At 59.3% G+C, this 23,374-nt stretch carries 22 protein-coding genes, 2 tRNA genes and 2 pseudogenes; 6 read left to right on the top strand and 20 right to left on the bottom strand.

Translation table 11 applies throughout. From position 1 onward, the window contains the following. Window positions 1–115: 115 nt before the first annotated feature. Window positions 116–322, bottom strand: coding sequence for a DUF3079 domain-containing protein (locus ACE4QZ_RS03440; RefSeq protein ID WP_028697322.1), 207 nt, complete (start codon window positions 320–322; stop codon window positions 116–118). A 58-nt stretch (window positions 323–380) separates the two neighbouring features. Here ACE4QZ_RS03440 and ACE4QZ_RS03445 point away from each other — a divergent pair, with 58 nt between their 5' ends. Together ACE4QZ_RS03445 and ACE4QZ_RS03450 are read left to right on the top strand one after the other, a co-directional pair. Then, on the top strand, window positions 381–857 hold the full coding sequence (locus tag ACE4QZ_RS03445; RefSeq protein ID WP_230849509.1) for a type II toxin-antitoxin system HigB family toxin: 477 nt from the start codon (window positions 381–383) through the stop codon (window positions 855–857). A gap of 41 nt (window positions 858–898) precedes the next feature. After that, window positions 899–1,372, top strand: coding sequence for a type II toxin-antitoxin system HigA family antitoxin (locus tag ACE4QZ_RS03450; protein WP_021782620.1), 474 nt, complete (start codon window positions 899–901; stop codon window positions 1,370–1,372). A 4-nt stretch (window positions 1,373–1,376) separates the two neighbouring features. Here ACE4QZ_RS03450 and ACE4QZ_RS03455 read toward each other — a convergent pair. After that, window positions 1,377–1,591 (bottom strand): annotated as a pseudogene (locus tag ACE4QZ_RS03455) (integrase); the annotation flags it as partial. 201 nt (window positions 1,592–1,792) lie between these two features. On the opposite strand from ACE4QZ_RS03455, the gene ACE4QZ_RS03460 reads away from it, so the two are divergent. Further along, window positions 1,793–2,008, top strand: a complete 216-nt coding sequence (locus ACE4QZ_RS03460; protein WP_021782621.1) for a type II toxin-antitoxin system RelE/ParE family toxin — start codon at window positions 1,793–1,795, stop codon at window positions 2,006–2,008. On the opposite strand, the gene ACE4QZ_RS03465 is transcribed toward ACE4QZ_RS03460, so the two are convergent. From ACE4QZ_RS03465 to ACE4QZ_RS03495, 7 genes and pseudogenes are all read right to left on the bottom strand, one after another. Then, the gene (locus ACE4QZ_RS03465; protein WP_011953230.1) at window positions 2,005–2,328 is read right to left on the bottom strand and encodes a helix-turn-helix domain-containing protein; all 324 of its coding nucleotides are present in this window, start codon (window positions 2,326–2,328) and stop codon (window positions 2,005–2,007) included. The two genes, ACE4QZ_RS03460 and ACE4QZ_RS03465, sit on opposite strands and share 4 nt — an antisense overlap. Before the next feature lie 533 nt (window positions 2,329–2,861). Then, window positions 2,862–3,485, bottom strand: a complete 624-nt coding sequence (locus tag ACE4QZ_RS03470) for a 3'-5' exonuclease (protein WP_410480397.1) — start codon at window positions 3,483–3,485, stop codon at window positions 2,862–2,864. A gap of 89 nt (window positions 3,486–3,574) precedes the next feature. Continuing rightward, window positions 3,575–4,725, bottom strand: a protein-coding gene (locus tag ACE4QZ_RS03475; RefSeq protein ID WP_087785413.1) for an IS3 family transposase whose coding sequence is annotated in 2 segments (ribosomal slippage) — window positions 3,575–4,491 and window positions 4,491–4,725 — 1,152 coding nt in all. Because the reading frame shifts where the segments join, the coding sequence is not laid out codon by codon here. 63 nt (window positions 4,726–4,788) lie between these two features. After that, a pseudogene (locus ACE4QZ_RS03480) lies at window positions 4,789–5,553 on the bottom strand (integrase domain-containing protein); the annotation flags it as partial. A 930-nt stretch (window positions 5,554–6,483) separates the two neighbouring features. Further along, window positions 6,484–7,803 (bottom strand): tyrosine-type recombinase/integrase, encoded by a 1,320-nt coding sequence (locus ACE4QZ_RS03485; protein ID WP_279935270.1) that lies wholly within the window; start codon window positions 7,801–7,803, stop codon window positions 6,484–6,486. 163 nt (window positions 7,804–7,966) lie between these two features. After that, window positions 7,967–8,042 (bottom strand) — tRNA-Thr (locus ACE4QZ_RS03490). 98 nt (window positions 8,043–8,140) lie between these two features. Next, entirely contained in the window at window positions 8,141–8,383 is a 243-nt protein-coding gene (locus ACE4QZ_RS03495) for a hypothetical protein (RefSeq protein WP_021782622.1), read from the bottom strand. A gap of 525 nt (window positions 8,384–8,908) precedes the next feature. On the opposite strand from ACE4QZ_RS03495, the gene ACE4QZ_RS03500 reads away from it, so the two are divergent. Then, the gene (locus ACE4QZ_RS03500; protein WP_021782623.1) at window positions 8,909–9,199 is read left to right on the top strand and encodes a DUF3077 domain-containing protein; all 291 of its coding nucleotides are present in this window, start codon (window positions 8,909–8,911) and stop codon (window positions 9,197–9,199) included. Between the two features lie 293 nt (window positions 9,200–9,492). Here ACE4QZ_RS03500 and ACE4QZ_RS03505 read toward each other — a convergent pair whose 3' ends face one another. From ACE4QZ_RS03505 to ACE4QZ_RS03525, 5 genes are all read right to left on the bottom strand, one after another. Beyond that, window positions 9,493–10,698, bottom strand: coding sequence for a methyltransferase (locus tag ACE4QZ_RS03505; protein ID WP_021782624.1), 1,206 nt, complete (start codon window positions 10,696–10,698; stop codon window positions 9,493–9,495). Between the two features lie 127 nt (window positions 10,699–10,825). Beyond that, window positions 10,826–11,515, bottom strand: a complete 690-nt coding sequence (locus ACE4QZ_RS03510) for an ABC transporter permease (RefSeq protein ID WP_014589362.1) — start codon at window positions 11,513–11,515, stop codon at window positions 10,826–10,828. Then, window positions 11,515–12,207, bottom strand: a complete 693-nt coding sequence (locus tag ACE4QZ_RS03515) for an ABC transporter permease (protein WP_021782625.1) — start codon at window positions 12,205–12,207, stop codon at window positions 11,515–11,517. Before ACE4QZ_RS03515 ends, ACE4QZ_RS03510 begins: the two co-directional genes overlap by 1 nt. Before the next feature lie 54 nt (window positions 12,208–12,261). Next, window positions 12,262–13,014, bottom strand: coding sequence for an ABC transporter substrate-binding protein (locus ACE4QZ_RS03520; RefSeq protein ID WP_021782626.1), 753 nt, complete (start codon window positions 13,012–13,014; stop codon window positions 12,262–12,264). Window positions 13,015–13,025: 11 nt separating this feature from the next. After that, window positions 13,026–13,799, bottom strand: coding sequence for an ABC transporter ATP-binding protein (locus tag ACE4QZ_RS03525; RefSeq protein ID WP_003255746.1), 774 nt, complete (start codon window positions 13,797–13,799; stop codon window positions 13,026–13,028). 631 nt (window positions 13,800–14,430) lie between these two features. Between ACE4QZ_RS03525 and gabP the strand changes: the two genes are divergently transcribed. Then, window positions 14,431–15,816, top strand: a complete 1,386-nt coding sequence (gabP, locus tag ACE4QZ_RS03530) for a GABA permease (RefSeq protein WP_021782627.1) — start codon at window positions 14,431–14,433, stop codon at window positions 15,814–15,816. A 113-nt stretch (window positions 15,817–15,929) separates the two neighbouring features. Here gabP and ACE4QZ_RS03535 read toward each other — a convergent pair whose 3' ends face one another. The 6 genes from ACE4QZ_RS03535 to ACE4QZ_RS03560 all read right to left on the bottom strand — a co-directional run bounded on the left by ACE4QZ_RS03535 (window position 15,930) and on the right by ACE4QZ_RS03560 (window position 21,390). After that, window positions 15,930–16,373: a hypothetical protein gene (locus ACE4QZ_RS03535; RefSeq protein ID WP_021782628.1), complete on the bottom strand. Its 444-nt coding sequence runs from the start codon at window positions 16,371–16,373 to the stop codon at window positions 15,930–15,932. Between the two features lie 121 nt (window positions 16,374–16,494). Next, window positions 16,495–17,475 (bottom strand): polyphosphate kinase 2, encoded by a 981-nt coding sequence (ppk2, locus tag ACE4QZ_RS03540; protein ID WP_021782629.1) that lies wholly within the window; start codon window positions 17,473–17,475, stop codon window positions 16,495–16,497. Window positions 17,476–17,644: 169 nt separating this feature from the next. Next, window positions 17,645–17,720: transfer RNA gene (locus ACE4QZ_RS03545), tRNA-Phe, on the bottom strand. Window positions 17,721–17,810: 90 nt separating this feature from the next. Continuing rightward, the gene (locus tag ACE4QZ_RS03550) at window positions 17,811–18,083 is read right to left on the bottom strand and encodes an oxidative damage protection protein (protein ID WP_003255742.1); all 273 of its coding nucleotides are present in this window, start codon (window positions 18,081–18,083) and stop codon (window positions 17,811–17,813) included. Further along, a complete protein-coding gene (gene mutY, locus ACE4QZ_RS03555) occupies window positions 18,080–19,147 on the bottom strand; it encodes an A/G-specific adenine glycosylase (protein ID WP_084850415.1) in 1,068 nt (355 codons plus the stop codon). Before mutY ends, ACE4QZ_RS03550 begins: the two co-directional genes overlap by 4 nt. Next, a complete protein-coding gene (locus ACE4QZ_RS03560; protein ID WP_021782631.1) occupies window positions 19,144–21,390 on the bottom strand; it encodes an AsmA family protein in 2,247 nt (748 codons plus the stop codon). The genes mutY and ACE4QZ_RS03560 overlap by 4 nt, the downstream gene beginning before the upstream one ends. Window positions 21,391–21,658: 268 nt before the next feature. Here ACE4QZ_RS03560 and ACE4QZ_RS03565 point away from each other — a divergent pair, with 268 nt between their 5' ends. Beyond that, entirely contained in the window at window positions 21,659–23,320 is a 1,662-nt protein-coding gene (locus ACE4QZ_RS03565) for an OFA family MFS transporter (RefSeq protein ID WP_021782632.1), read from the top strand. Window positions 23,321–23,374: the final 54 nt, after the last annotated feature.

The raw sequence follows: 23,374 nt of genomic DNA on the forward strand, positions 1-23,374 counted from the left end.
CGCGAACACCGGCGCAGCCGGTGCCTGCAACCGCATCGCCAGCGTCGCGGGCACGCCCGCACACGGAACCAGCGCTGGGTTCAAGGCCTGCGCTGGGCCGCCAAGCGGCCCTTTCTTACCTGGGCTCTGCCGCTTGCCTTGGATCAACCGGCTTCTCCAACTGGCCCTCGAAGCTATCCCAATCCTCGCCAAAAAGCTCCACCGGATGCATGGTCCGGTCTGCGCCATTGCCACAGGCTAGCGCCTTGGCAGGGCAGTACAGGTCGCAACCCCAGCAGATACGCTCGGGGTGGCGAGGGTTTGTGGGGAATCTCTTGGCCATGTTCATCCTCCCTCAGGGCTGCCTGTTCTGAACGTAAACTCCTCGCCCAGCCCGTCGTTTGACGGGCATCAATCCATTGGCGATCGCCAGGTCACCGTACATCGCGCATCCAGATATCTGGTTGACAGATATCTGGATAAGAGATATTTTCCACCCTATGTTGGTGCGCCGGGACAACACAATGCGGGTCATAACGAAAGCGGCGGTAACCAAGGCGATTGAAGCCCACGGCCAGTGGAAAGCGCCCCTAAGCCTGTGGCTGACGACCTTCGACAGGGCGACGCTGCGGTTTGAATCTTTTGAACAGTTGAGGCAGACGTGGGTCACTGTGTCTGGCTGGAATGTTGATCGCATCCCCCACTCAAAACTTAGGCCCGCCAGCCGCAAAGGGCCGCTTGATATCTACGTGTTCGATATCAAGAAAAACGAATGCCGCCTGATCGCGTGGCTCAATGCGCGAACGGGCACTCTCTACATCAAGGCCATTCTGTCGCACGCCGAGTACGACAAATGGTGCAGAAGCGATATCAGGTAGCAACCTGGGCCGCGCGATATTTCAATTCGACAGGTGACAACATGAAGCGGGATAAAATCGAAGCCAATGGACTAGATGCCTTCATCGCTAATATTTCACCCATGCTCGATGGCCTGAACACTCAGATGGCAACCATGGCCCAGCTTCTAGCCGCCTGCCATGACCCCATCAAGGACGATGCCGAGCTTGAGGCACGCATGGCATTGATCGACGAGCTCTACTCCCATGCGGACAGCGAAGGCCACGCTGCGGCACGCTTTGCCGAGATGGTAGCGGACCGCGTCTACGAGTATGAGAGTGAGTCTGTATTGGTGCCGTTCGCGAGCCAGGCCGAAGCGTTGGCCTTTCTGCTGTCGGACAGGGGCGTGAAGCAGAAGGACCTGTCGGCGATAGCGACCCAGAGCGCGGTATCCGAGATTCTGAACAACAAGCGGAAGATGACGGTTGCCCAGATAAAGGGCTTTGCTGAGTTTTTCAGCGTACCGGTTGAGTTCTTCATGCATGGGGTGATTTGACAGGCTCGATAGCCGTCTCCGACCACAACCCAGGGTCGACCAGCGCACTGCATGCCATGGCTCGGAACCCGTGGCCGCAGATGTCCGCCTTGGTGTCGTAGCCATCGTCCTGAGTGCGGCAACCCCCGCGAACACCAAGTCGAATTTGCCAGTGATCGCGTAGATCTGCCCAAGCAAGGCCACTGCATGCGGCGGGGTACAACGTGAATGTAGCCGGCCCCAAATGAGGTCGAACTGATTTCAGCGGGCGAGAGAAACACGATATTTCAGGGTATACCGCGAAACATTTCTAATTCCGCCAACTGCAAGCCACTGCGCTAGATTCGCTCCTCTTGGCATCCATGCCTTCACCAATACTGCATCTCGCCGTGGCTGCGACGCATCCAGTATGGCCAGGACCCAGAGCGGCCGATCAAGTCGTTGACCGAGTCGGTAGGGGCGGGTGCGATTGAGCTCATCATCAACGGCAGCCCTGCATTCCGATGTGTGTATGTGGCCAAATTTGCAGACATGGTCGTCGTGTTGCATTCGTTCGTAAAAACGACCAACAGGTCCGACCGGCACGCGATGCAGGTCGCCGAACAGCGGATGAAGGAGTTGAAGCAAGAACTGAGAAAAATGGGATACAGGGTTTAGCTGCCAGGCGTTTGGGTGATCACGATCTGGGGCGGTGAACCGGCATCGTTCGAGGGCAGGGTCAGGGTTGTGCGAAAGCCGAGCTTGTCCAGCATGTCCATCATGGCGTCCAAGGTGAATTTCTCGATCTTGCCATTTGCAAGTTCGGATATGCGGGATTGGGTGACGTTCAGCTTGGCTGCGGCATCATGCTGTTTGAGGCCCATTTTTTTGATGCAGTCAGTGATGAAAATGGACAAGTCCATTTTCAAGGCCATTTTGCTGGCGGTATCTGCGTCGTGGGTGGCGTGGAAAGGGCTTTCGTGGAATTGAAGCGCCATCGGCTTGCCTCGGCAGAAATATCTAAAATTTGCGATAAGTCGTAGTGGGGATTGGTTGGCGAGTCAAAGCGTTTGTGTTGGAGGGTGTGTCTGTTTTTGAGCTGGGCTGTGATCAGAGAATTGCATCTGCTTGGGGGGCTGCTGCGCAGCCCATCGCAGGCAAGCCAGCTCCTACACCGATCGCGGTGGCTTCAGGGCATCTGTAAGGCAGGGGATTGGGGGCTGCGGGGGGGGAAACAAAAAAGGCCCACCTTTCGGTGAGCCTTTCTTGATACTGCGTATGGTGCGGCACCAGGAGTCGAACTCAGTCATAATTTTCTGATTCTTATGGAGTTTATCCCTAAGAGTTTTTTCTCTATCTCTTAAACTACCCTTTATTGCCAAATTAAGCTATGTCTCCTTTAGGTAGACTGCTAGTTTGCGAATTTTCTAGCGATATCTTGATTATTGTTTTTGTTGTGCCTGAAGTGGCTTATTTCAAGCACACAAAAAATTGAGAGCTGTAGTTGGCTGTACAGGCTTATTTTGCTTGTCTATAAATTGAGTTTCGATGCAGCGATACTTAACTGTTTCGTAGGAATGTACTCATTTCTTGTCGCGGTGTATATCCCTTTTTCTGAGAATAAATACAGAGCAGACTTGGCTCGCGAAGATATCACGTACAGCAGTCGTCTCGCCATGTAAGCGGAGTAGCTTGAGCTTTTGTTTATTATTTCATCCCAGTGAGGTACTTTGCCTTCTAATAGGCCAACGCAGATAACAACTTCGTATTCGTCACCCTTAGTCGAATGGCATGTGGTTATTTTGATACCTGTCGATTCGTTGAAGTATTTAGAAATATTACTTGGGTCTCTGTCTATGCCATCTTTATTTATACGTTTTTCAGTCGACTTTAACAAAGATTCATATTGCTCGCAAAGCTCCCTGTGATTTACTATCGATATGTTTAAAGCTGAGCAGAAAGCTTGAGATAGCGATTGGATGTACCCAATGATGTCGGGCTCGCTAATAATGATTTTGTTAGAGGCTTTTAGCAGTGCCCGAGCATTGAGGCTTTCGTTTATGCTTACCGATATTTCTTGCAGGTTCAGAAGTATCTCGCTAGCAAGTCGGGCTCTCCTGTTATAGTTTTTATTGCTTGTTTGTATGTTGTGCAATCTGATTAATTTATACCATATGTTTTCCTGGCAGTGCGGTATTGGAGATAATCCCGGTGCGTCAAATGGAGTGAATCGCCCCTGGTTTCCTAGACACTCTCCAAGCTCAGGAAATAGCGTTTCTCATACTCTATTGGAGACAGCTGCATAGCACTGCTGTGTCGGCGTTTAGGGTTATAGAACATTTCGATGTAATCGAAAATATCACTTCGGGCTTCTTCACGGGTTGTGTAGATCTTTCGTCGGATGCGCTCCCGCTTCAAAAGTTGGAAAAAGCTCTCGGCTACGGCATTGTCGTGGCAGTTTCCCCGCCGACTCATGCTGCTGATTACATTGTTAGCCTTCAAGAAGCTTTGCCAATCTGAGCTACTGAACTGACTACCTTGATCTGAGTGAATCATCACTTGCTGCTGTGGCTTGCGTCGCCACACAGCCATCAACATTGCGTCGATAGCCAGGTCGCTGCACATCCTTGGCTTCATTGACCAACCAATTACTTGGCGTGAGAACAGATCCAGCACTACCGCTAGATAGAGCCATCCTTCATAGGTGCGGATGTAAGTGATATCTGTCACCCAGACCTTGTTCGGCTCACTGACCTTGAACTGCCGCGCGAGGTGGTTGGGCGAGGCCACTGTTGGTTTTCCACCGTAAAACCCTGGACGCCGCCGATAGCCCGTTTGCGAACGCAGCCCCTCCGCCTGCATCAAGCGCCCGACTCGATTTCGTCCGCATTCCTCTCCCAGCTCACGTAGGTCATCGTGAATTTTGCGGTAGCCGTATACACCTCCGCTTTCTAGCCAAGCGTGCTTGATCAAGCCAAGCAGACGTTGATCTTCTTTTGCTCGGGCAGATTGAGGCTCGGCCAGCCAGGCGTAGTAGCCGCTGGGGTGCACCTTGAGGGTTTGGCAAAGGCGCCGCACCGGGTAATCAGTCGAGTGCTTCTTGATGAAGGCGTACTTCAGCCGCACTCCTTGGCAAAGTACGCGGCGGCCTTTTTTAAGATGTCTCGCTCTTCAGTCACGCGCTTGAGTTCAGCGCGTAGCTTGCGCAATTCGGCCTGCTGATCGTCGTCTTGCTGACGCTGCTCTTGGGGCTTGGTGTAGACCTTGATCCAGGCGTAAAGGCTATGTACGGACATGCCCAGGCGCTGGGCGACATCGGCGACGGGTTTGCCTTTCTCGGTCACTTGCTTGACCGCTTCGATCTTGAACTCTTCGGGGTAACGCTGACGACTCATGGCACCTCCTATTTGGGCCTCATTATGAGGCTTGGAGGTGTCTACGAAACCAGGGGCGATTCAGATGTCTCGTGCTGGTCGGATCATCTCTTGCTGAAGACTCAGGTAGCTTTCGTGTGGAGCAATCAGGTTGCGGCTACCCACAGGTGACACCTGTGCTGCAAATTTAAGTGCATCTCGAATATGGTCATCCATCGCAATCCAACGTGGCGCCGAGGCGCCAGCGCGGCCGCCTTTAGTACCATCCTGAATGTTAATCCTGCCTAGCTCGTTAGCCTCGCGCCTTAGCCGTGGCAGGTCAGCCAAAATGGCCTCACGCAAGCGCATACCGGTGGCTCGCGCTAGCAGAACGATCGCGGCGGCGCGTTGCTGATGTTGGCGGCAAAGTGCATCGACGATCTGCATAACCTGGTTGCGGTCCTGGCCCTGTGGCACAGACTGTCGAACCCCGGTGCGCTGCATACCCAGCGCCTTGCTCGGACTTGGCACTTTCACGTACTGATCACCGCGAAGCGCCGCCATGGTCCTGTTAACGCTGGATAGCCGGTTTTGTGCGGTGCTGACGGCGAGGTCACCGCGCCTAACCACTTCACGCAGATACGCCGCATAGTCGGCCAACACTTTGCGATCAATCTGCCGCGCATCATTGATGCCGGGCCCCTGTTCGGAGCGGCACCACTTCACGAATGCCTGCCACCGATCGCAGTGCGCTCTGACCGTGCCGTAGTGGCCTCCGCCAAACATGTCTTTCAGCGCCTGCGGCCCTGCGTAGCTCAGTTGCCTGCCGTAACCGAAATTGCGGCCATCGCGTCTACCTACCAATGCCATGTCGATCACCTCATCTACCGTTCTCCGATCCTCGCCCCACGTCATCCCGCCAAGAATGTTGAGTGTTATCAGGGATCAAGGCCCCTGCGACCTGTGGGGAATGTCCACTACGCGGAACTGGCGGCTCCTTACGACCGGGAGCAAGGGCATCTCATGATCTGGCCTCCTGAGCACCGTTACCGGTGGGCGGGTAGAGGCTGCATTGGCTGACGAGACCAGTGCCGCGAGATCCTGAGTCGGGTGAACACAGCAATGCGATGACCGGGGCATGCCTGACTGTCAGTCAGGTGCAGCCCATTCCTTGGCCTGCGGCACCATCATCTACAGCGCTGTTGCTGGTGACATCGGCGTTTGTCACGCCGATTGTCATGAGAGCAGTTGCCGCAAAGCCAAGAGCGATGAGGGCTGCAGCAGTGTTAGACGCGCCCGTCTCTTTCCAGGAGAAAGAGACGGGCGTAGGTTGGCGCACGCGAAATGGCCAAGCGGATAGGTTGCTGCTGAGCAGATGGGTAGGGTGGTTGCCGCAGGGGCAACGATATTGAGTTGGCATCCATCACATGGGTAGTGACCGTACGAGCTGCCGGACGCGAATCGTACTTGCGGGTGAACCACCGCGGGAGCGGCGTGACCTTTAAGGTTCGGGTCACCTGGGGTGCTGTCATCGACAGCTCTTGCGACTCCCGGTCTACGCTTGTGGACAATATTCGTCAAGCAGCGCGATATCAGGGATTTAGCGCCTGTGGATAAAACTATCCCCCGGTGGACATCAGTGGTTTTCCACAGACGTAAGCTGTGCCAGCAGTTTTTTTCTTAGGTATGGTCCTTTCAAACGGGGCGGCTTTGCAGCCCCGTTTGAAAGGACCCGCGCGGAGGAGCTTCATGCGGTGTTGTGGGTAACTTCACAGCGAGTTGAGGTGGTGGTGCGGCGGGCTACTCGGTCCTCTTGGCACTGCGAAGGCGCGTGACGTTCTCGCCCGTCTGCTTGGCAAACTCATGCGGCGTCACATGGTCCTCGCGGTTCGCCTCCAAAAACCGGCTCCACCAGGTCATGATCATCCGGCGTTCTTCGAGGAACTCGGCCTTGTGGGTATAGGCGGCGCGCACGTTGTTGCGTTCCTTGTGGCTCATCTGCCGTTCGATAGCCGTCTCCGACCATAGGCCAGACTCGACCAGCGCACTGCACGCCATGGCGCGGAACCCGTGGCCGCAGATATCCACCTTGGTGTCGTAACCCATCGTCCTGAGCGCCGCGTTCACCGTGTTCTCGGACATCGGTTTCCACGGTTTGGCATCCCCCGCGAACACCAGGTCGAACTTGCCGGTGATCGCGTGGATCTGCTCAAGCAAGGCCACGGCTTGCGGCGATAAGGGTACAACGTGAATGTCTCCGGCCATCTTCGTACCCCTTGTGGAAAACGGTACGCCGTCGAGCGCCGGGCGGGTGTCGGGGATTTCCCAGATGCCGCGATTGAGGTCGAACTCGTTCCAGCGGGCGAAGCGCAGCTCACTGGAGCGTACGAACACGTGCAGCGACAGCATTACGGTAAGGCGTGTGAGTGGCCGACCTTTGTAGTCGTCGATGCGTGCTTGTAGCTCTGGCAGCCGCGATAAGGGTAGTGCGGGTCGATGTGTAACCCGTGGTGCTCTGATTGAGCCATCGAGGTCGTGGGCTGGGTTCGTCGTGATCAGCCGCAGCCGTTTGGCTTCGCGCATGATGCTTTGCAGGTAGTTCTTGATTCTGAGCGCCACGTCGATGGTGCCGCGCTTCGTCACGGCTTCCAGTGGCTGCATGAGGTCGTGGGTGTCCAACTCAAAGATTGCCCTGGCACCAAGCAAAGGGAATACGTGAGTCTTCAATCGGCTGAGCACAGTCTTGGCGTGGCCGGGCGCCCACTTCGGCACCATGCTCGCATACCAGTCGAGCGCAACGCTTTCGAAGGTGCGGCCGTTGATCACGGTCTGGGTCTTGGTTTGTTGCTTGTACTGGATGGGATCTATGCCGTTGGCGAGCTGCTGCTTGATCTCGAAGCGCTTGCGGCGTGCGTCGCCCAGCCCGACCACCGGATAGCTGCCAAGAGCGGTCAGGCCTTCGCGGCCATCGGGTTTCACGTACCTGAGTCGCCAGCCTTTGCGGCCGTTGGGTTGCACAAGCAGGTAAAGACCATCGCCGTCGAAGAGCTTGTACTCGCGCTCTCTGGGCTTTGCCGTGCGACAGGCGGTGTCGGTAAGCGGGGCAGTGGTGCGGGCCATAAGGGTAGTCTCCGATATCGAAACGGACCTCTATCCTTAAAACTACCCTTATTAGCGCTGGCTACCCTCGGAATCCGACGGAACGCTAAAACGAAAAAACCCGCCAGAAGGCGGGTTTTTCGGGGGTTCCAGAGATTTTGAAAGCTTTCTGTGGAACCTTGAATGGTGCCGGCACCAGGAATCGAACCCGGGACCTACTGATTACAAGTCAGTTGCTCTACCATCTGAGCTATACCGGCAATGGGGCGTCATTATAGCGATCGTTTGGCGCCTGTAAACCACTTCCTTGCGAATGTTCGCAAAAGACCTAAGTCACCGGCCCAAAAGAAGAATTTTCCTACCAGCCGCGGTGCATGGTGGTGACGCTAGGCTCGCTTTTGCCCGGGTTGAAGAACAGCTTGTCGTTGTCGCAGCCGCGCTTGCGGCAGGGGCTTTCGGTGCGCAGGGGCAGGCCGTTGTCGCCGCCCAGTTGCATGCCGGGGTGGTTCCAGTCCAGGTTGCTGCTGGGGTTGGGCGAGGTGCCGCCGGCACAGCCGGTCAGGGCGAAGGTCAACAGGGCGAGGAGTTTGGCTCGGGTCACGATGGTCAGGTCCGTTGGTCCATTGTCGGTTCTGGCGCAACGCCAGAAGGCCGCGGGGCTGGCGGGCAGCGCGCGACGTCACTTTTTAATGATTTGGGGGGTGGATGATACACCGTTGCGGCGGTGGAGCATTAGCCTTGTGTTGCCTGGCATGGCCTCTTCGCGGGTGAACCCGCTCCTACAGGGGGCCGGGTAAGCCGGGTTATCTGTGTAAGGCAATTCTGAACCATGGGGTTAAAAGCTTCAGGGTTTGGATGCTTCGGAAGTATCCTACGCGCGCCGCCGAAGTAACGCTGTTGTCGGGGAAGTGGCTCACGGATACCGTTTTCGGGTCGCTCTGGCGACCGGGTGTGAGAACCCGACTTTGAACGTATCGGCTGCGTAATGGCGACTGTGCGCGGGCAGACCTTGGTCTGGCCGAGCTTCCTACGTTCACTCGGTTTCTCACCTCGTGCACGGTTGCCGCCTTTGTTCCGTGAGAAAGAATGAACACGGCAACTCCTTTTGAACTAGGGAGTTTGAAAAGTGAAAACGATCGATTCTGATCCCAACAGCCCCAAACCAATCACAACCGCAGGCGTGGAAACCTTCCTCGCAGCCGGTAACCCGTCCCTCAATCTGCTGCGCGTAGAGCCCGGCGTCCCCATCGATGCTGCCTACGAGCATGTCTCGATCCTGATGGGCTACATCAAGCACCTGGTGCGCGAGGGGGATATGGAGGACGACCATAAATTCCTGGGTGCAGCCGATTACCTGTGCGACATGGCCAAGGCGCTGATGAACGATATCGAGATCGCCAAGGGTAAGGCGAATTGAAAAAGTCAGACCGCCGGGGCTGCTTTGCATCCCTTTAGCGACGCAAGGGCCGCTCCCACAAGCGACCGTGCAAACAGCGCTTGCGCTAACCACAAGAAATCTTTATGCACAAGTGGCATCAGGGGCCGGAGCGAAAGGCATGCCGGATCGCTACGCCGCTGGTCTTTGCGCAAACGCCTGTTTTTACTGGGTTGCAGCTGCAAGCAGGAATAAGCCAAGCGCTTGAAATAGCGCTTGGATCCAACAGGTAATCACAAGCTTGTTCACAGACTTATCCACAGGTTGTGCTGCGGCTAACCGTCGCGTTCCGCGAGAATGAGCAGGTTGCGCGGGGTCAGTGGGTAATCGCAGAACAGGCCCAGGCGCACGTCATAGCCTTGTTCTTCGAGGAACAGGGCGCGATCGAGTACCAGCCACAGCTCCAGTGGCCGACGGAACAGGTTGCGTACGCGCTCCAGGTTCCGAACCTCGGCCAGGCGTTGCCAGCCCGCAGCTTCCAGCATTGCCCAGTCCGGGTTGCCGCTCACTGGCAATTGCTTCAGTTCAGCCAAGTCACGGCAGTATTGTTCGAAGGGCTTCTCCAGCCAGGCCACCGGCAGGGAAGGCGTCGGCAGGTATTCATCGGTCTGGCGCTGCTGGCGTTGCAGCAGGTCGAAGCCCAGGCGCCGGGCCATCGAGGTGTCGCGCTGGCGCCGCACGCGGGCGCCGGCAGTGACGGTTTCGCTCAAGGGCAGGCCCAGGTCGTCCAGCGACAGCTGCAGGCTCGACGCCTGCGCGGCTGTGGATAACGCCTGGTATTGCTGCACGGCGATGCGGTTGTAGCAGCAGGGGGCTACGGCCAGTTGCCGGCAACCTTGCTGGCTGGCCAGTTGCATCAGGCGTACATGCAAATCGCCACAGGCATGCAGGGCAACCACGCTTTTATCGTCAGCCAGGTGGCGAGCGCTGTCTGTGGCCATCACGTCCTGGTGTACGTGCTGTGCCGGTAGGTGATGGTGCGTGCTCAGGGCCTGGCCTGCGGTGACCAGTTCTGCGTCGTACTCCAGGCAGGTCAACTGCTGGCCGGGTTGTAGCAGGCGGCGGCCGAGGTGGCCTTTGCCAGAGCACCAGTCCAGCCAGTGGTGGGGCCGGGCACGGAATGCCAGGTGGCTGGCGAAGGCTTCGATCTGCTGCCATTTGCGGCCGGGGACGGCGACGTCCAGGCGGTGGGCGGCAGGTGGCAGGTCGGTTTGCGGAAGGCTGCCGAGCGTAACGAGCTGTCGGGCTTGCTCGGCCAGTTGCGGGAATGGGGCAGGCAAGCGGTCAGTGGCGCTGTCGGCTTCGGCGTCTGCCAGTGAACATTGGCGCAGGTGGGCGGCAAGCGCTGGGTGGGTGGTTTCCCAGGCCAGTTGCAGGGTGGTGAAGGGGCGGGGTTTCCACAGCCGTTGGTGCTCGATCAGGAACTGGTCGAGGGCCTGGAAGCGGGTGCTTAGGTGGTGGCTGTGGAGGTGGTTGGGCATGGGTAGACATGTGTTGGTTTTCGGGGCCTCTTCGCGGGCGCGCCCGCTCCCACAGGTATAGTGCACAGGCTAAGCACTGTGCAGTACTTGTGGGAGCGGGCGTGCCCGCGAAGAAGGCCAGGAGATGTCAGCGCCCTTGGCACGCATCCACGCGCAACCAGCGCTCCAGCAGCTTGAAGCCTTGCACCAGCATGAACGAGATCACCAGGTAGAACACGCCTGCAGCGAAGAAGATTTCCACCGGCAGGTAGGTGCGGGCAATGATGGTACGGGCCATGCCGGTCAGCTCCAGCAGGGTCACGGTACTGGCCAGGGCACTGGCCTTGAGCATCAGGATCACTTCGTTGCTGTACGCCGGCAGGCCGATGCGTGCGGCGCGTGGCAGCATGATGTAGAACAGCGCCTTGCCCCGCGACATGCCCAGCGCCCGCGCCGCCTCGATCTCACCTTTGGGGATCGACTGCAGTGCGCCGCGCAGGATCTCGGCAATGTAGGCGGCGGTGTGCAGGGTCATGGTCAGCACCGTGCACCAGAACGGATCGCGCAGGTATGGCCACAGTGAGCTGGAACGAACCGCATCGAATTGCGCCAGGCCATAATAGACCAGGAACAGTTGCACCAGCAGTGGCGTGCCGCGGAAGAAGAAGATGTAGCTGAACGGCACGGCGCGCACGTACCAGTGGCGCGAGGAACGGGCGATGCCCAGCGGGATGGCCAGGATCAACCCGGCAACCACGGCAATGGCCACCAGTTCCAGGGTCAGGACCGCACCCTCGGCCAGGCGTGGCAGCCATTTGAAGATGACTTCCCAATTCATTATTCAGCCCTCGCAAAGCCGCGAGCGGCGCGTTTTTCCATGAAATGCATACCGGTCATGGCAATGACGGTCAGGCCCAGGTAGATGCAGGCTGCAACCATGTAGAAGGTGAACGGCTCTTTGGTCACGGTCACGCCGATTTGTGCGTGGCGCATGATTTCTTCCAGGCCGATTACCGACACCAGGGCGGTGTCCTTCATCAGGATCATGAACAGGTTGCCAAGGCCGGGCAGGGCGATGCGCCACATCTGCGGCAGGATGATCCGCGAGAGGATGCGGCCCTTGGACAGGCCCAGCGCCAGGCCAGCTTCACGGTGGCCTTTGGGGATCGCCAGGATGGCGCCACGGAACACTTCGGTGGCGTAGGCACCAAAGCACAGGCCCAGGGCGATCACGCCCGCGGCAAAGGCGCTGAGCTCAAGGCCGGGCATGTTCAGGGCTTCGCCGAGGCTGCTCATGAGCCCGACGGTACCGAAATAGATAAGCAGCACCCACAGCAGTTCGGGCACGCCGCGAACCAGGGTCGAGTAGAAGCCGCCAAGCCATTGCAGCGGCTTGAGCGGAGAGGTCTTGGCCAGGGCGCCGAGCAGGCCCAGGACCAGCCCCAGCAGCAAGGCGCAAAGCGCCAGTTTTACGGTCATCAGGGTGCCGGCCATCATGGCCGGACCGAATCCGTGCAGGTCGATATTCATGGGCAGGTCATTTTAGGGACTGGCGCGCCGCAAGGGCGCGCCGGTCAGGGCGGATCATTCGATGCTGAACGGGAAGTACTTGTCGTTGATTTTCTTGTACGTACCGTCGGCTTTGATTTCTGCCAGGGCTTTGTTCAGGTCGTCGCGCAGCTTGGTGTCACCTTTGCGCACGGCAATGCCGATCTTGTCGCTGTCCATCACCGGCTCACCCTTGAACTCGAAGTTCGAGCCGTCTTTGCTTTTCAGCCACTCGTACTGCACGTACTTGTCGGCCAGGATGCCGTCGATACGACCGGAGACCAGGTCGAGGTAGGCGTTTTCCTGGGTGTCGTAGAGTTTGATATCGACATCCGGGTAGTTGTCTTCAAGGTAGGTGCCGGCCAGGGTGGCGCGCTGGGTGCCGATGACCTTGCCCTTCAGCGACGCTTTGTCGGTCTTGAAGTCGACGTTTTTCGGCGCGATGAACTGCAGCTTGTTGGAGTAGTACGGATCGGTGAAGTCCACAGCCTGCTTGCGCTCGTCGGTGATCGACAGCGACGACACCAGGAAGTCGAACTTCTTGGCGTTAAGGGCCGGGATGATGCCGTCCCAGTCGGAGGTAACGACCGAGCACTCGACTTTCATCTTGGCGCACAGGGCGTCGCCGATGTCTTTGTCGAAGCCAACCACGTTACCGCTGGCATCCTTGTTGTTGAACGGTGGGTAGGCGGCTTCGATGCCCATGCGCAGTTTTTCTGCGGCCATGGCGTTTGCCGACATCACCAGCGTGGCAGCAGCTGCCAGGAGAAACTTCTTGTAGGTGTGCATGTATTGCTCCGTTAGCGGTGGCTGGACATGAATTGCTTGCAACGCGCCGAGGTCGGGTTTTCGAAGACCTGCTGCGGCGATCCCTGCTCTTCGACCAGGCCCTGGTGCAGGAAGACGACTTCACTGGACACATGGCGGGCAAAGCTCATCTCGTGCGTCACCAGCAGCATGGTACGGCCTTCTTCGGCCAATGCGCGGATAACGTTAAGCACTTCCTGGACCATTTCCGGATCGAGGGCCGAAGTGGGCTCGTCGAACAGGATCACTTTAGGCTTCATGGCCAGGGTACGGGCAATGGCGGCGCGCTGTTGCTGGCCACCGGAAAGCTGGGCGGGGTAGCTGTGGCGTTTGTCGTAGATGCCGACCTTGTTCAGCAGCGCTTCGGCGGCTTCGATGGCCTCGGCCTTGCTTTGGCCGAGCACGCGGCGTGGCGCCTCGATGATGTTGTCGAGGATCGACATGTGTGGCCACAGGTTGAAATTCTGGAAGACAAAGCCGATTTCACTGCGCAGGCGATTGATCTGGCGGTTGTCGGCTGCAATCAGGTCGCCATTCTTGGCGGCCTTGAGCTTGAGGGCTTCACCGGCGACCAGGATTTCGCCTTGGTGCGGGTTCTCGAGCAGGTTGATGCAGCGCAGCAGGGTGGACTTGCCGGAGCCGGACGACCCCAGGATGGAGATCACGTCACCGTCGCGAGCGGTCAGCGAAATGCCCTTGAGAATTTCCTGCTCGCCGTAGCGTTTGTGCAAATTGCGGATTTCCAGCGCGGGCGTGGCCTGAGCCATGTGCGGTCCTCATGTGTTCGGGTGCGTTCCCAGCTGTTGGCGGCCTTCCTGGCGTGCGCCAAGCTAGCATAGCGGCATTATGACGGCCAACAGGGTCGCCGGGGACTGGGGGCGCTGGTGGGGCAGTTTGTCGCATCGCTACAGCGTAACGTCGCGCAGATGTCCGCGAAGGTGTCGCCCAGCACCAGAGCCTTGATGAAAAAAGGCGCGATGGTGCCAGCTTTGGCCGGCTCATGGAAGCTGTTTTGGCCCATTGGAGGGGTAAACCCTACCTTTTACCTGTGGGAGCGGGTTACCCCGCGAATGCTTCGTTGGGGTCATAAGGTTGTACCCATGGGTTGCACTTCTCGGCATTGCAGTGGTGCAAAGGTGTTACCGAGGAGCACCTTTGGTGCATTTGTAAGTGGGTATTTCAGTAATCCGCCTATTTGGTGCCCTTTCGGTCAAGGAATGGCCGAAAGCCCTCCGGGCCGCATCCTAAAAGGCCTGCAGAGTTTTCTGATGAATGTATTCAGCACCTGGCGCGCTTATTGCCAGTAGGAAACCGCCGATTGCAGCGACGCCTAGGTCAACCCCTGGCGCGCTCTGTATCCGCAGTCGGCGTGGTCCACTCCTTACAAAGGTAGTTTCAATGAGCGGTAACAATTCCAATGACCTCGCTCAGGGGCTCAAACAACGGCATGTAACCATGCTGTCCATCGCTGGCGTCATCGGTGCCGGCCTGTTCGTAGGCTCCGGCCACGCCATCGCAGCTGCCGGCCCTGCCGTGCTGCTGGCTTACGCTGCCGCTGGTACGCTGGTCGTGCTGGTGATGCGTATGCTGGGTGAAATGGCAGTCGCCTCGCCTGACACCGGTTCGTTCTCTACGTATGCCGACCGCGCCATCGGGCGCTGGGCCGGGTTCACCATTGGCTGGCTGTACTGGTGGTTCTGGGTGCTGGTGATTCCGCTGGAGGCCAACGCGGCCGCGGCCATTCTGCATGCCTGGTTCCCCGCAGTTGATCTGTGGGCGTTCTCCCTCATCATTACCCTGGCACTGACACTTACCAACCTGTGCAGCGTAAAGAACTACGGTGAGTTCGAGTTCTGGTTTGCCTTGCTCAAAGTGCTGGCGATCATCGGCTTCATCGCCGTGGGCTGTGCTGCTTTGTTCGGCTTTGTACCGAATAGCCAGGTGAGCGGTGCCAGCCACCTGTTCGATACCCAGGGCTTCATGCCCAACGGTCTGGGCGCAGTGCTGGCCGCGATGCTGACCACCATGTTCTCGTTCATGGGTACTGAAATCGTCACCATCGCCGCTGCCGAGTCGAAAGACCCGGGCAAGCAGATCAGCCGTGCCACAAACTCGGTAATCTGGCGTATCTGCCTGTTCTACCTGGTGTCGATCTTCCTGGTCGTGGCCCTGGTGCCGTGGAACGACCCGGCCTTGGCCGAGGCTGGCTCCTACCAGACCGTGCTGAGCCGTATCGGTGTGCCGAACGCCAAGCTGATCGTCGACATCGTCGTGCTTGTTGCAGTAACCAGCTGCCTGAACTCGGCGCTATACACTTCTTCGCGCATGTTGTTCTCGCTGAGCAAGCGTGGCGACGCTCCGGCCATCGCCCAGCGCACCACCAAGGCGGCGACCCCGCACGTGGCGGTACTGCTGTCCACTGCGGCGGCGTTTCTCTGCGTGTTCGCCAACTTCGTGGCACCGGCCCAGGTATTTGAGTTCCTGCTGGCCAGCTCTGGCGCCATTGCGCTGCTGGTGTATCTGGTGATCGCCGTGTCGCAACTGCGCATGCGCGCCCAGCGTGAAGCCCGTGGCGAAAAGATCACCTTCAAGATGTGGCTGTTCCCGGGGCTGACCTGGGCGACCATTGCCTTCATCGTTGCCATTCTGGTAGTCATGGCGCTGCGTGAGGATCACCGTGTAGAGATCATTGCGACTGCGCTGCTGAGTATTGCTGTGGTGGCGGCTGGCTTGCTGGTTCACCGCAAGCGCGAGGCTGCCGGGCGGGTGGCGCTGGACAGCTGATCCGCGCTGGCTTAAATGAAAAGGCCGCGCCCTGTGAAGGGTGCGGCCTTTTCTGTCGCCTGTGATGGCCCGTTCGCGGGCAAGCCCGCTCTCACAGGTTCACCACAGGCCTGTCAGCCAAACTGCTTCTGCTGTTGCTGCTGCTTGGCCACGAGTTCGGAAGCTGCGATATAGGCTTCCTGGAATTCATCACTCTCCAGCCAGGCCATGGTGGTCTCTTCGTCAGCGCCGTCCAGCCATTTGCGGTAGGCGTTGAACACCAGCACGATGTAGTCGGTGGCGTGTTCTTCCTTGTGCCCCTTGAGCACGAGGGCGAGTAGCGGGTCCACCAGGAACACCGAGATCATTGGCACCAGGCCGCCTTCCTGGGCTTCCTTCATCTTGTTGAACATCGCGTCGTAGCTGCCCGACTCCATGGCCTTGTTGTACACCTGCTCGACGCTGGCGCTGTCGCCGGCGCTGGCCTTGACCGCTTGGCCGCTGCGTACCATGCGGTTCTGCTTGGCCTTGCTGGCGGCGCGCTTGGCGCGTTTCTGTTGCTTGGTAGGGGTGGCCATGGGCAAATCCTTGGGTGTGTCTGAAAGTGCGCGTATTGAAGCGCAATTGCCCGATAAACCCAAGCAGTGCTCCCGAGCGCTGCAGTGGAGAGGTCTGCGGGATGGTAGGCATGCCGAGCCTTCAGGTGGCTGGCTGCGGAGTCTCATCTTCTTCGAAGCCGCGTGAAGCTCGGCCTACCAGCAGAGGGTCGGGTGCATACGCCACCCGAGGGTCTTTACCCGGGTAGTCCAGCGAATGCAGGAAATGCCGGATGCAGTTGATCCGCGCCCGCTTCTTGTCATCGGACTTGATCACCGTCCACGGCGCATCGGCTGTATCGGTATGGAAGAACATCGCCTCCTTGGCCGAGGTGTAGTCTTCCCACTTGTCTAGCGACTTGATGTCGATGGGTGACAGCTTCCAATGCTTGAGCGGGTCGTCCCGGCGCGAAATGAAACGGCGCAGCTGCTCTTCGCGGTTCACCGAAAACCAGTACTTGAACAGCAGGATGCCACTGTTGCACAGCATGCGCTCCAAGTCTGGCGTCTGACGCATGAATTCCAGGTACTGCAGTGGCGTGCAAAAATCCATCACCTTCTCGACTCCGGCCCGGTTGTACCAGGAACGGTCGAAGAACACCATTTCACCCTCCGTGGGCAGGTGCTGGATGTAGCGCTGGAAGTACCACTGGCCTTTCTCCTGCTCGGAAGGCTTCTCCAGAGCGACGATGCGCGCACCGCGTGGGTTGAGGTGCTCCATGAAGCGCTTGATGGTGCCGCCCTTGCCTGCGGCATCGCGCCCTTCGAACAGGATCACCACCCGCTGGCCGGTTTCCTTCACCCAGCTCTGTACCTTCAGTAGCTCGATCTGTAACGCATGCTTGGCCTTATCGTAGTCCTGGCGTCGCAGGCGGGTACGGTAAGGGTAGTTGGCCGGCAGGCGCGCCGAGGTGCTGTCTTCGTTGCTGCCCTTGGGGGCGGTGGCAACCTCCAGCGCTGCGGGTTGCTGGCTGATGCTGGTTATTGTCGGCTCCGGCTTGCGCTGGCGTGGGCGGCGGGTGCGGATCGGTGTGAGTGCGGATTCGCTGGGGGAGGGGAGCAGGAGGGGTGATTCTTCGCTCATGGAGGTCCTTGCTGGTCGATACGGATGTCCGTATTCGATTATGAAGGTGAGCGAATAATGGCTATTTGATGCTGATCAATGAGAAAAATTACAGACAACAAAAAACCCGCACTAGGCGGGTTTCTTGTTGTCGCTTCGGGTAACTTTGCAACCACCAGAAGCTTGAAGGTGGTGCCCAGAGACGGAGTCGAACCGCCGACACGAGGATTTTCAATCCTCTGCTCTACCGACTGAGCTATCTGGGCGACGAGGTGAATTAAATAGATTTCCGGACCGCTCGTCAACGACTTTTTGAAAAAATTTTAAATTAATTCCGTCGCTTACGATTTTTGGGGTCATTCGGCCGGTGGAACGTAGCCTTCGGCCTGGGCGTATTCTTCGCCGGCGAAAAACTTGTCCATTTCGGCCTGGAGGAATTTGCGGTCCTCGGCGTTCATCATGTTCAGGCGTTTTTCGTTGATCAGCATGGTCTGGTGCTTCTGCCAGTCGGCCCAGGCTTTCTGCGAGATGTGTTCGAAGATGTCCTGGCCCTTGGCGCCGGGGTAGGGCGGGCGTTCCAGGCCTGGTAGTTCTTCTTGGTACTTGCGGCACATCACGGTGCGGGTCATCGGGAGTCTCCTGCAATCAGTTCGTCGGTCGCGCGTTCAAGCAGTTTTTTCACCGGGGCGGCGAGGCCCAGACGCGGCGGGGTGGCGAGGTTATACCAGAGCCAGTCGGCCTCGGCCACGTGCTCGCCGACCGGGTCGACGCGTACTAGCCAGGGTTCGATCGCCAGCTGGAAGTGGCTGAAGGTATGGGTCAGGCCGTCCATGGCGTGGCGGCCAGCCAGGCGCAGGCCGTGCTGATAGGCCAGGTCGTCGAGCTGGGTGATGTCGTCCAGTTCCGGGAGGCTCCACAAACCACCCCACAGGCCGCTGGAAGGGCGTCGGTAAAGCAGGATGGCGCCTTCGTGGTTGGCCAGCAGAGGCATCAGTGTGCGCCGTTGCGGCAGCGCCTTGCGCGGTTTGGGCTCGGGGTAGCGGGTTTCTTCGCCGTGCAGGTGCGCTTCGCAGCCACGCTGCAACGGGCAGATCAGGCAGCTGGGCTTGCTGCGCGTGCACAGCGTGGCGCCCATGTCCATCATCGCCTGGGTGTAGTGGTTGGCGCGTTGTTGCGGGGTGAAACGCTCGGCAGTGGCCCATAGCTGGTTGGCAACCTTGGGTTCGCCTGGGTAGCCCGCCTGGGCGGTGTAGCGTGCCAGCACGCGCTTGACGTTGCCGTCGAGGATCGGTGCGCGGATGCCCATGCTGATGCTGGCGATCGCGCCGGCAGTGGAGCGGCCGATGCCGGGCAGCTCGGTAAGCTGCTCGACACTGCGCGGGAATTCGCCGCCATGTTGCTCGACGACGACCTTGGCGGCCTTTTGCAGGTTGCGTGCGCGGGTGTAGTAGCCCAGGCCCGTCCACAGGTGCAGCACTTCGTCCTCCGGTGCCTCGGCCAGGGCTTGCACGGTTGGCAGGGCTTGCATGAAGCGGTCGAAGTAGTTGAGCACGGTGCTGACCTGGGTCTGCTGCAACATGATTTCCGACACCCACACGCGGTACGGGGTGATGCCCTGTTGCCAGGGCAGGTCGTGCCGGCCGTGCTCGTCATACCAGTCCAGCACAGCGCTGGAGAACTGCTCGGGGCTCATCGCTTGAACAGCCCCTTGAGCGCGTCTTTCAGTTCCGGGCTCACTTTGTCTCCAAGTTTTTCATCAAGCTTTTCATCGATCTTGTCTTTCAGGCGGTTGCCGGCCAGTTTGGCGGCAACCTTGCCCAGGCCGTTCTGGTCCAGGCGGCAGGCCTTTGCGCCGAGTTCCAGCGGGCCACGGCAGCGTAGGGGGACTTCAACACCCACATAACGTTCGTTGACCTGGCAGGCCGGGTCTGGCATGGCACGCTGGTCGCCTTCGACGATTACGCCGATGTTGTAGTCCATGCCCAGCACGCGCAGGTCGAGGTCACCATGGCCGTTGACGGTCAGGCCCGGGATGCGCGCCTTGAGGTCCGGGTTGCTGGCGACGCCATTGCGTATGACCAGGCTGCCGCGCAGTTCCTGGAACGGGGTGTCCTTGCCGCGTGGTTCGCTGCTCAGCGTCTTGCGATTGAGCGTGGCGATGGCCTGGCACAGTTGCTGTTCCAGGTTGGCATTGACCAGCACGCCATCGTTGATGGCGAAGTTTGCGCTGCCGTTCAGGGTGTCGACCAGTGCCTTCTGGCTGTTACCGGTGGCTGTCAGATCACTGGTCAGGGTCAGCAGGCCCTTGACCGGTGGCGTCTGTTCCTTGCCTTCGGCCTTGATGAAGTGCTCCACCGGCACCCGCTGGATGTTGGTGTTCACACCCAGCTGCGGCACGGCAGGGCGCACGTCGACCGTGCCCTTGGCTTCGAAGGTGCCGTTGTACAGCTCTCCGCGCAGGGTTTGCAGGGTCAGCAGGCCGCCTTGGCCAACGGCCTTTAGCTGGGCGTTTTCGATCGGCAGCTTATCCAGGGTCAACGAGCCGAAGGCCAGGTCGGCCTGCAGATCGAGGGCGCGCAAACGGTCGACCGGCAGCAGCTTGTCGTCGCTCCATGCCACTTGTGTCGGGGCACTGGGCAGTGGTGTGGAGCCGGCACTGGCTACGGCGCTGGCCTCTTGTTGCTTGACCTCGGCCTGGCGCGCAGCGGTGGCGCCCTTGGCCTCTTCGCTCTTGGCCGGCAGGTAGCGGTCGGCGTCGAAGGTGTCGCCCTTAAGCTGCAGGCGCAGGGCCTGTCTGGCGAAATCTTCGACGGCCACGCGGCCGCTGAAGGTGCTGTCGTCCAGCTTCACCGCCAGGTCTTCCAGGGCCAGGCTGTCAGGCGTGCCCTTCAGGCGAGTTACCAGTTCCAGTTTGGCGAAGGCGGCCGGGTCGTTGGTGGCCGGCAGCGGGCGGCCGATGCTTTCAAGGAAGGTGCGCAGGTTGAACTGGGCGATGGACAGGCCGCCGCTCAGCTGGGGTGCCTTGTCCAGATCACGCAGGTTCAGCTCACCGAGGGCGCGCAGTTGGTTGGCCGAAACTTTCAGGCCGTTCCACGTGGCGACATTGGCGGCCAGGTCGACCAGCAGTTGGCCTTGGGCGGCGAAAGTCACGGTCTTGCCGCCAGTTGGCTCACCCGAGGTCTCGCCCGACAGGCGCATGTCTTCGAAGTTGTAGCGCTTGAGCTTGCGGTCGAAGCGCAATTCGCCGGCCAGTTCGGTACGGGCCTTGATGTTCGGCTGGCTGGCGCTGATGAAGGCGCTGGCCTTGAGCGGGATGTTTGCGCCTTCATGGACCGGGCCGGTGCTCAGCTGAATGCTTTCGGCGCTGTAGCTGTGACCGGTCCTGGCATCGGTGTACTGCACGCGGGCGTTGTTCACGGTCAGGCTGTCGATGTCCAGCTTGATGGCGCGCTCGTTGCTGTCGACGGTCGCAGGCTTCTGCTCGGCAGGTGCCTGTGCCGGTGCATTGGTACTTGCGCCATTCTCCGCGGGCAGCGGCTTGCCGATGTCCTCCCAGTTGCCATGGCCCTGTTCGTCGCGCGTCAGGGTCAGGTTCAGGCCTTCGACACGTACGTCGCTCATTTGTACTTCGCGACGCAGCAGCGGCAGCACACGGACTGAAAGGCCAAGCATCTGCAGATCGGCGAACGGCTCCTTGGGTTTGTTCAAGGTAGCGATGCTGGCTTCGTGCAGCTCCAGGCCCAGCCACGGGAACAGGCTCCAGCCGATGTCACCGTTGAGGGTCAGTTCGATGTGAGCCTTGTCGCGTGCCAACTGGCGAATCTCGTCTTTGTAGTCGTTGGGATCAAAGAGGTGGGTCAGGGCGAAGCCCAGCGCCACGATGATCAGCAGTAACCCGAGAAGCCCCAGTCCCAGGATTTTGCCGAACGCTTTCATGGGCGAGTCCTTTTAGTCCGTTAGTGAGTTCAGGCGGCAGAGTATAACGCTGTAGCGGTTCCCCCTGCTTGTACGACTAGAGATGTAGGAAATTCCTACGCCTGTATCAGATGGTACGGCTTTCGACAGCTTAATATTGAGCTTGTGCCGGAACCATGACCGTTTCAGTCGGGCAGAATTGAAAGATGGCAGATTGCTTTCATCCTGCTTGATGCTGCTACCCTTGCGCCGCTTCGCGAGCACCTTCCCAATAACAAGGATCAGATCCATGACCAGTACTGTCGCGACGGGAACCTCGGCCAGTGCGCCAGGTTTCCTGTCGAAGGAACGCATAATCGCCCGCCCAGGCTTCAACCGCTGGCTGGTTCCGCCAGCCGCCCTGGCTATTCACCTGTGCATCGGTATGGCCTACGGCTTCTCGGTATTCTGGCTGCCTTTGTCGCAAGCCCTTGGGATCACCGCCCCCGTCGCCTGTGCAGCAGACATGGGCTTCATGGCCCGAATGTTCAGCGCCGAATGCGACTGGCCAATCTCGATGCTGAGCTGGATCTACACCCTGTTCTTCGTATTCCTCGGCTGCTCGGCGGCGGTGCTGGGCGGCTGGCTGGAGCACGCCGGCCCGCGCAAGGCTGGCCTGGTGTCGGCGTTGTGCTGGTGCGGTGGCATGCTGCTTTCGGCGATAGGTGTGAAAACCCATCAGCTGTGGCTGATGTGGCTTGGCTCCGGCGTGATCGGCGGTATCGGCCTGGGCCTGGGCTACATCTCGCCGGTGTCGACCTTGATCAAGTGGTTCCCGGACAAACGCGGCATGGCCACCGGTATGGCGATCATGGGCTTTGGCGGCGGGGCCATGGTAGGGGCACCGCTGGCCACCGCGCTTATGGGGCATTTTGGCAATGAGCACGAAGTTGGGGTATGGCAGAGCTTTGTCGCCATGGCGGCGATCTACTTCGTGTTCATGACCGCTGGCGCCTTGGCGTATCGCGTACCACCGACCGGCTGGAAGCCTGAAGGCTGGGCTGCGCCGTTGAAGAATGCCAGTAACGCCATGGTCACCGACCGTCACGTGCACGTCAGTGTGGCCTGGAAGACCCCGCAGTTCGCGCTGATCTGGCTGGTGCTGTGCCTGAACGTGTCGGCGGGCATCGGCATTATCGGTATGGCTTCGCCGCTGCTGCAGGAAGTGTTCGCCGGTAAATTACTGGGCAACGAACTGACCTTCAGCCAGCTGAGCACTGCGCAGTTGGCGCAAATTGCCGCGATCGCCGCCGGCTTTACCGGCCTGCTGAGCCTGTTCAACATTGGCGGCCGGTTCTTCTGGGCATCGTTCTCCGACTACATCGGCCGCAAGAACACCTACTTTGCCTTCTTCGCTTTGGGTGTGGGCTTGTACAGCCTGGTACCGAACATGGGGCACCTGGGCAACGTGGCACTTTTCGTGGCCGCGTTCTGCATCATTCTGTCGATGTATGGCGGTGGCTTTGCAACGGTGCCGGCCTACCTGGCCGACCTGTTCGGCACGCAGATGGTGGGTGCCATTCATGGCCGCCTGCTGACCGCTTGGGCGGCAGCCGGGGTGCTGGGGCCGGTGCTGATCACCTACCTGCGCGAGTATCAACTGGCGGCGGGCGTGGAGCGGGCGGCGGCTTATGACATGACCTTGTACATCCTCGCGGGTCTGCTGGTGCTGGGCTTTATCTGCAACATGCTGGTGCGTCCGGTGGCCGACAAGCACTTCATGAGTGATGCCGAACTGGCGGCCGAGCGCGCGTTGAGCCATGACAAGGGCGCCGATGGGGCGCGGTCGCTGGAGTGGAAAGCGGCGCCAGGCAGCCTGCCACTGGTGCTGCTGGCCTGGGCGGTGGTGGTTGTGCCGTTGGCCTGGGGTGTCTGGGTGACCTTGCAGAAGACCGCTGTGCTGTTCCATTGATCAGCAGGGGGCGCGTTGCGCCCCTTTCGCAGATGCAGGAGCGGGCCGTTGTGG

Source organism: Pseudomonas sp. DCA-1 (assembly GCF_046523955.1).
Taxonomy (GTDB): Bacteria; Pseudomonadota; Gammaproteobacteria; order Pseudomonadales; family Pseudomonadaceae; genus Aquipseudomonas; species Aquipseudomonas putida_Y.

Coding starts and splice junctions, on each gene's coding strand:
- ACE4QZ_RS03440 (WP_028697322.1), bottom strand. CDS start 322: ATGGCCAAGAGATTCCCCACAAACCCTCGCCACCCCGAGCGTATCTGC.
- ACE4QZ_RS03450 (WP_021782620.1), top strand. CDS start 899: ATGAAGCGGGATAAAATCGAAGCCAATGGACTAGATGCCTTCATCGCT.
- ACE4QZ_RS03465 (WP_011953230.1), bottom strand. CDS start 2,328: ATGGCGCTTCAATTCCACGAAAGCCCTTTCCACGCCACCCACGACGCA.
- ACE4QZ_RS03485 (WP_279935270.1), bottom strand. CDS start 7,803: ATGGCCCGCACCACTGCCCCGCTTACCGACACCGCCTGTCGCACGGCA.
- ACE4QZ_RS03505 (WP_021782624.1), bottom strand. CDS start 10,698: ATGCCCAACCACCTCCACAGCCACCACCTAAGCACCCGCTTCCAGGCC.
- ACE4QZ_RS03510 (WP_014589362.1), bottom strand. CDS start 11,515: ATGAATTGGGAAGTCATCTTCAAATGGCTGCCACGCCTGGCCGAGGGT.
- ACE4QZ_RS03515 (WP_021782625.1), bottom strand. CDS start 12,207: ATGAATATCGACCTGCACGGATTCGGTCCGGCCATGATGGCCGGCACC.
- ACE4QZ_RS03520 (WP_021782626.1), bottom strand. CDS start 13,014: ATGCACACCTACAAGAAGTTTCTCCTGGCAGCTGCTGCCACGCTGGTG.
- ACE4QZ_RS03525 (WP_003255746.1), bottom strand. CDS start 13,799: ATGGCTCAGGCCACGCCCGCGCTGGAAATCCGCAATTTGCACAAACGC.
- gabP (WP_021782627.1), top strand. CDS start 14,431: ATGAGCGGTAACAATTCCAATGACCTCGCTCAGGGGCTCAAACAACGG.
- ACE4QZ_RS03535 (WP_021782628.1), bottom strand. CDS start 16,373: ATGGCCACCCCTACCAAGCAACAGAAACGCGCCAAGCGCGCCGCCAGC.
- ppk2 (WP_021782629.1), bottom strand. CDS start 17,475: ATGAGCGAAGAATCACCCCTCCTGCTCCCCTCCCCCAGCGAATCCGCA.
- ACE4QZ_RS03550 (WP_003255742.1), bottom strand. CDS start 18,083: ATGACCCGCACCGTGATGTGCCGCAAGTACCAAGAAGAACTACCAGGC.
- mutY (WP_084850415.1), bottom strand. CDS start 19,147: ATGAGCCCCGAGCAGTTCTCCAGCGCTGTGCTGGACTGGTATGACGAG.
- ACE4QZ_RS03560 (WP_021782631.1), bottom strand. CDS start 21,390: ATGAAAGCGTTCGGCAAAATCCTGGGACTGGGGCTTCTCGGGTTACTG.
- ACE4QZ_RS03565 (WP_021782632.1), top strand. CDS start 21,659: ATGACCAGTACTGTCGCGACGGGAACCTCGGCCAGTGCGCCAGGTTTC.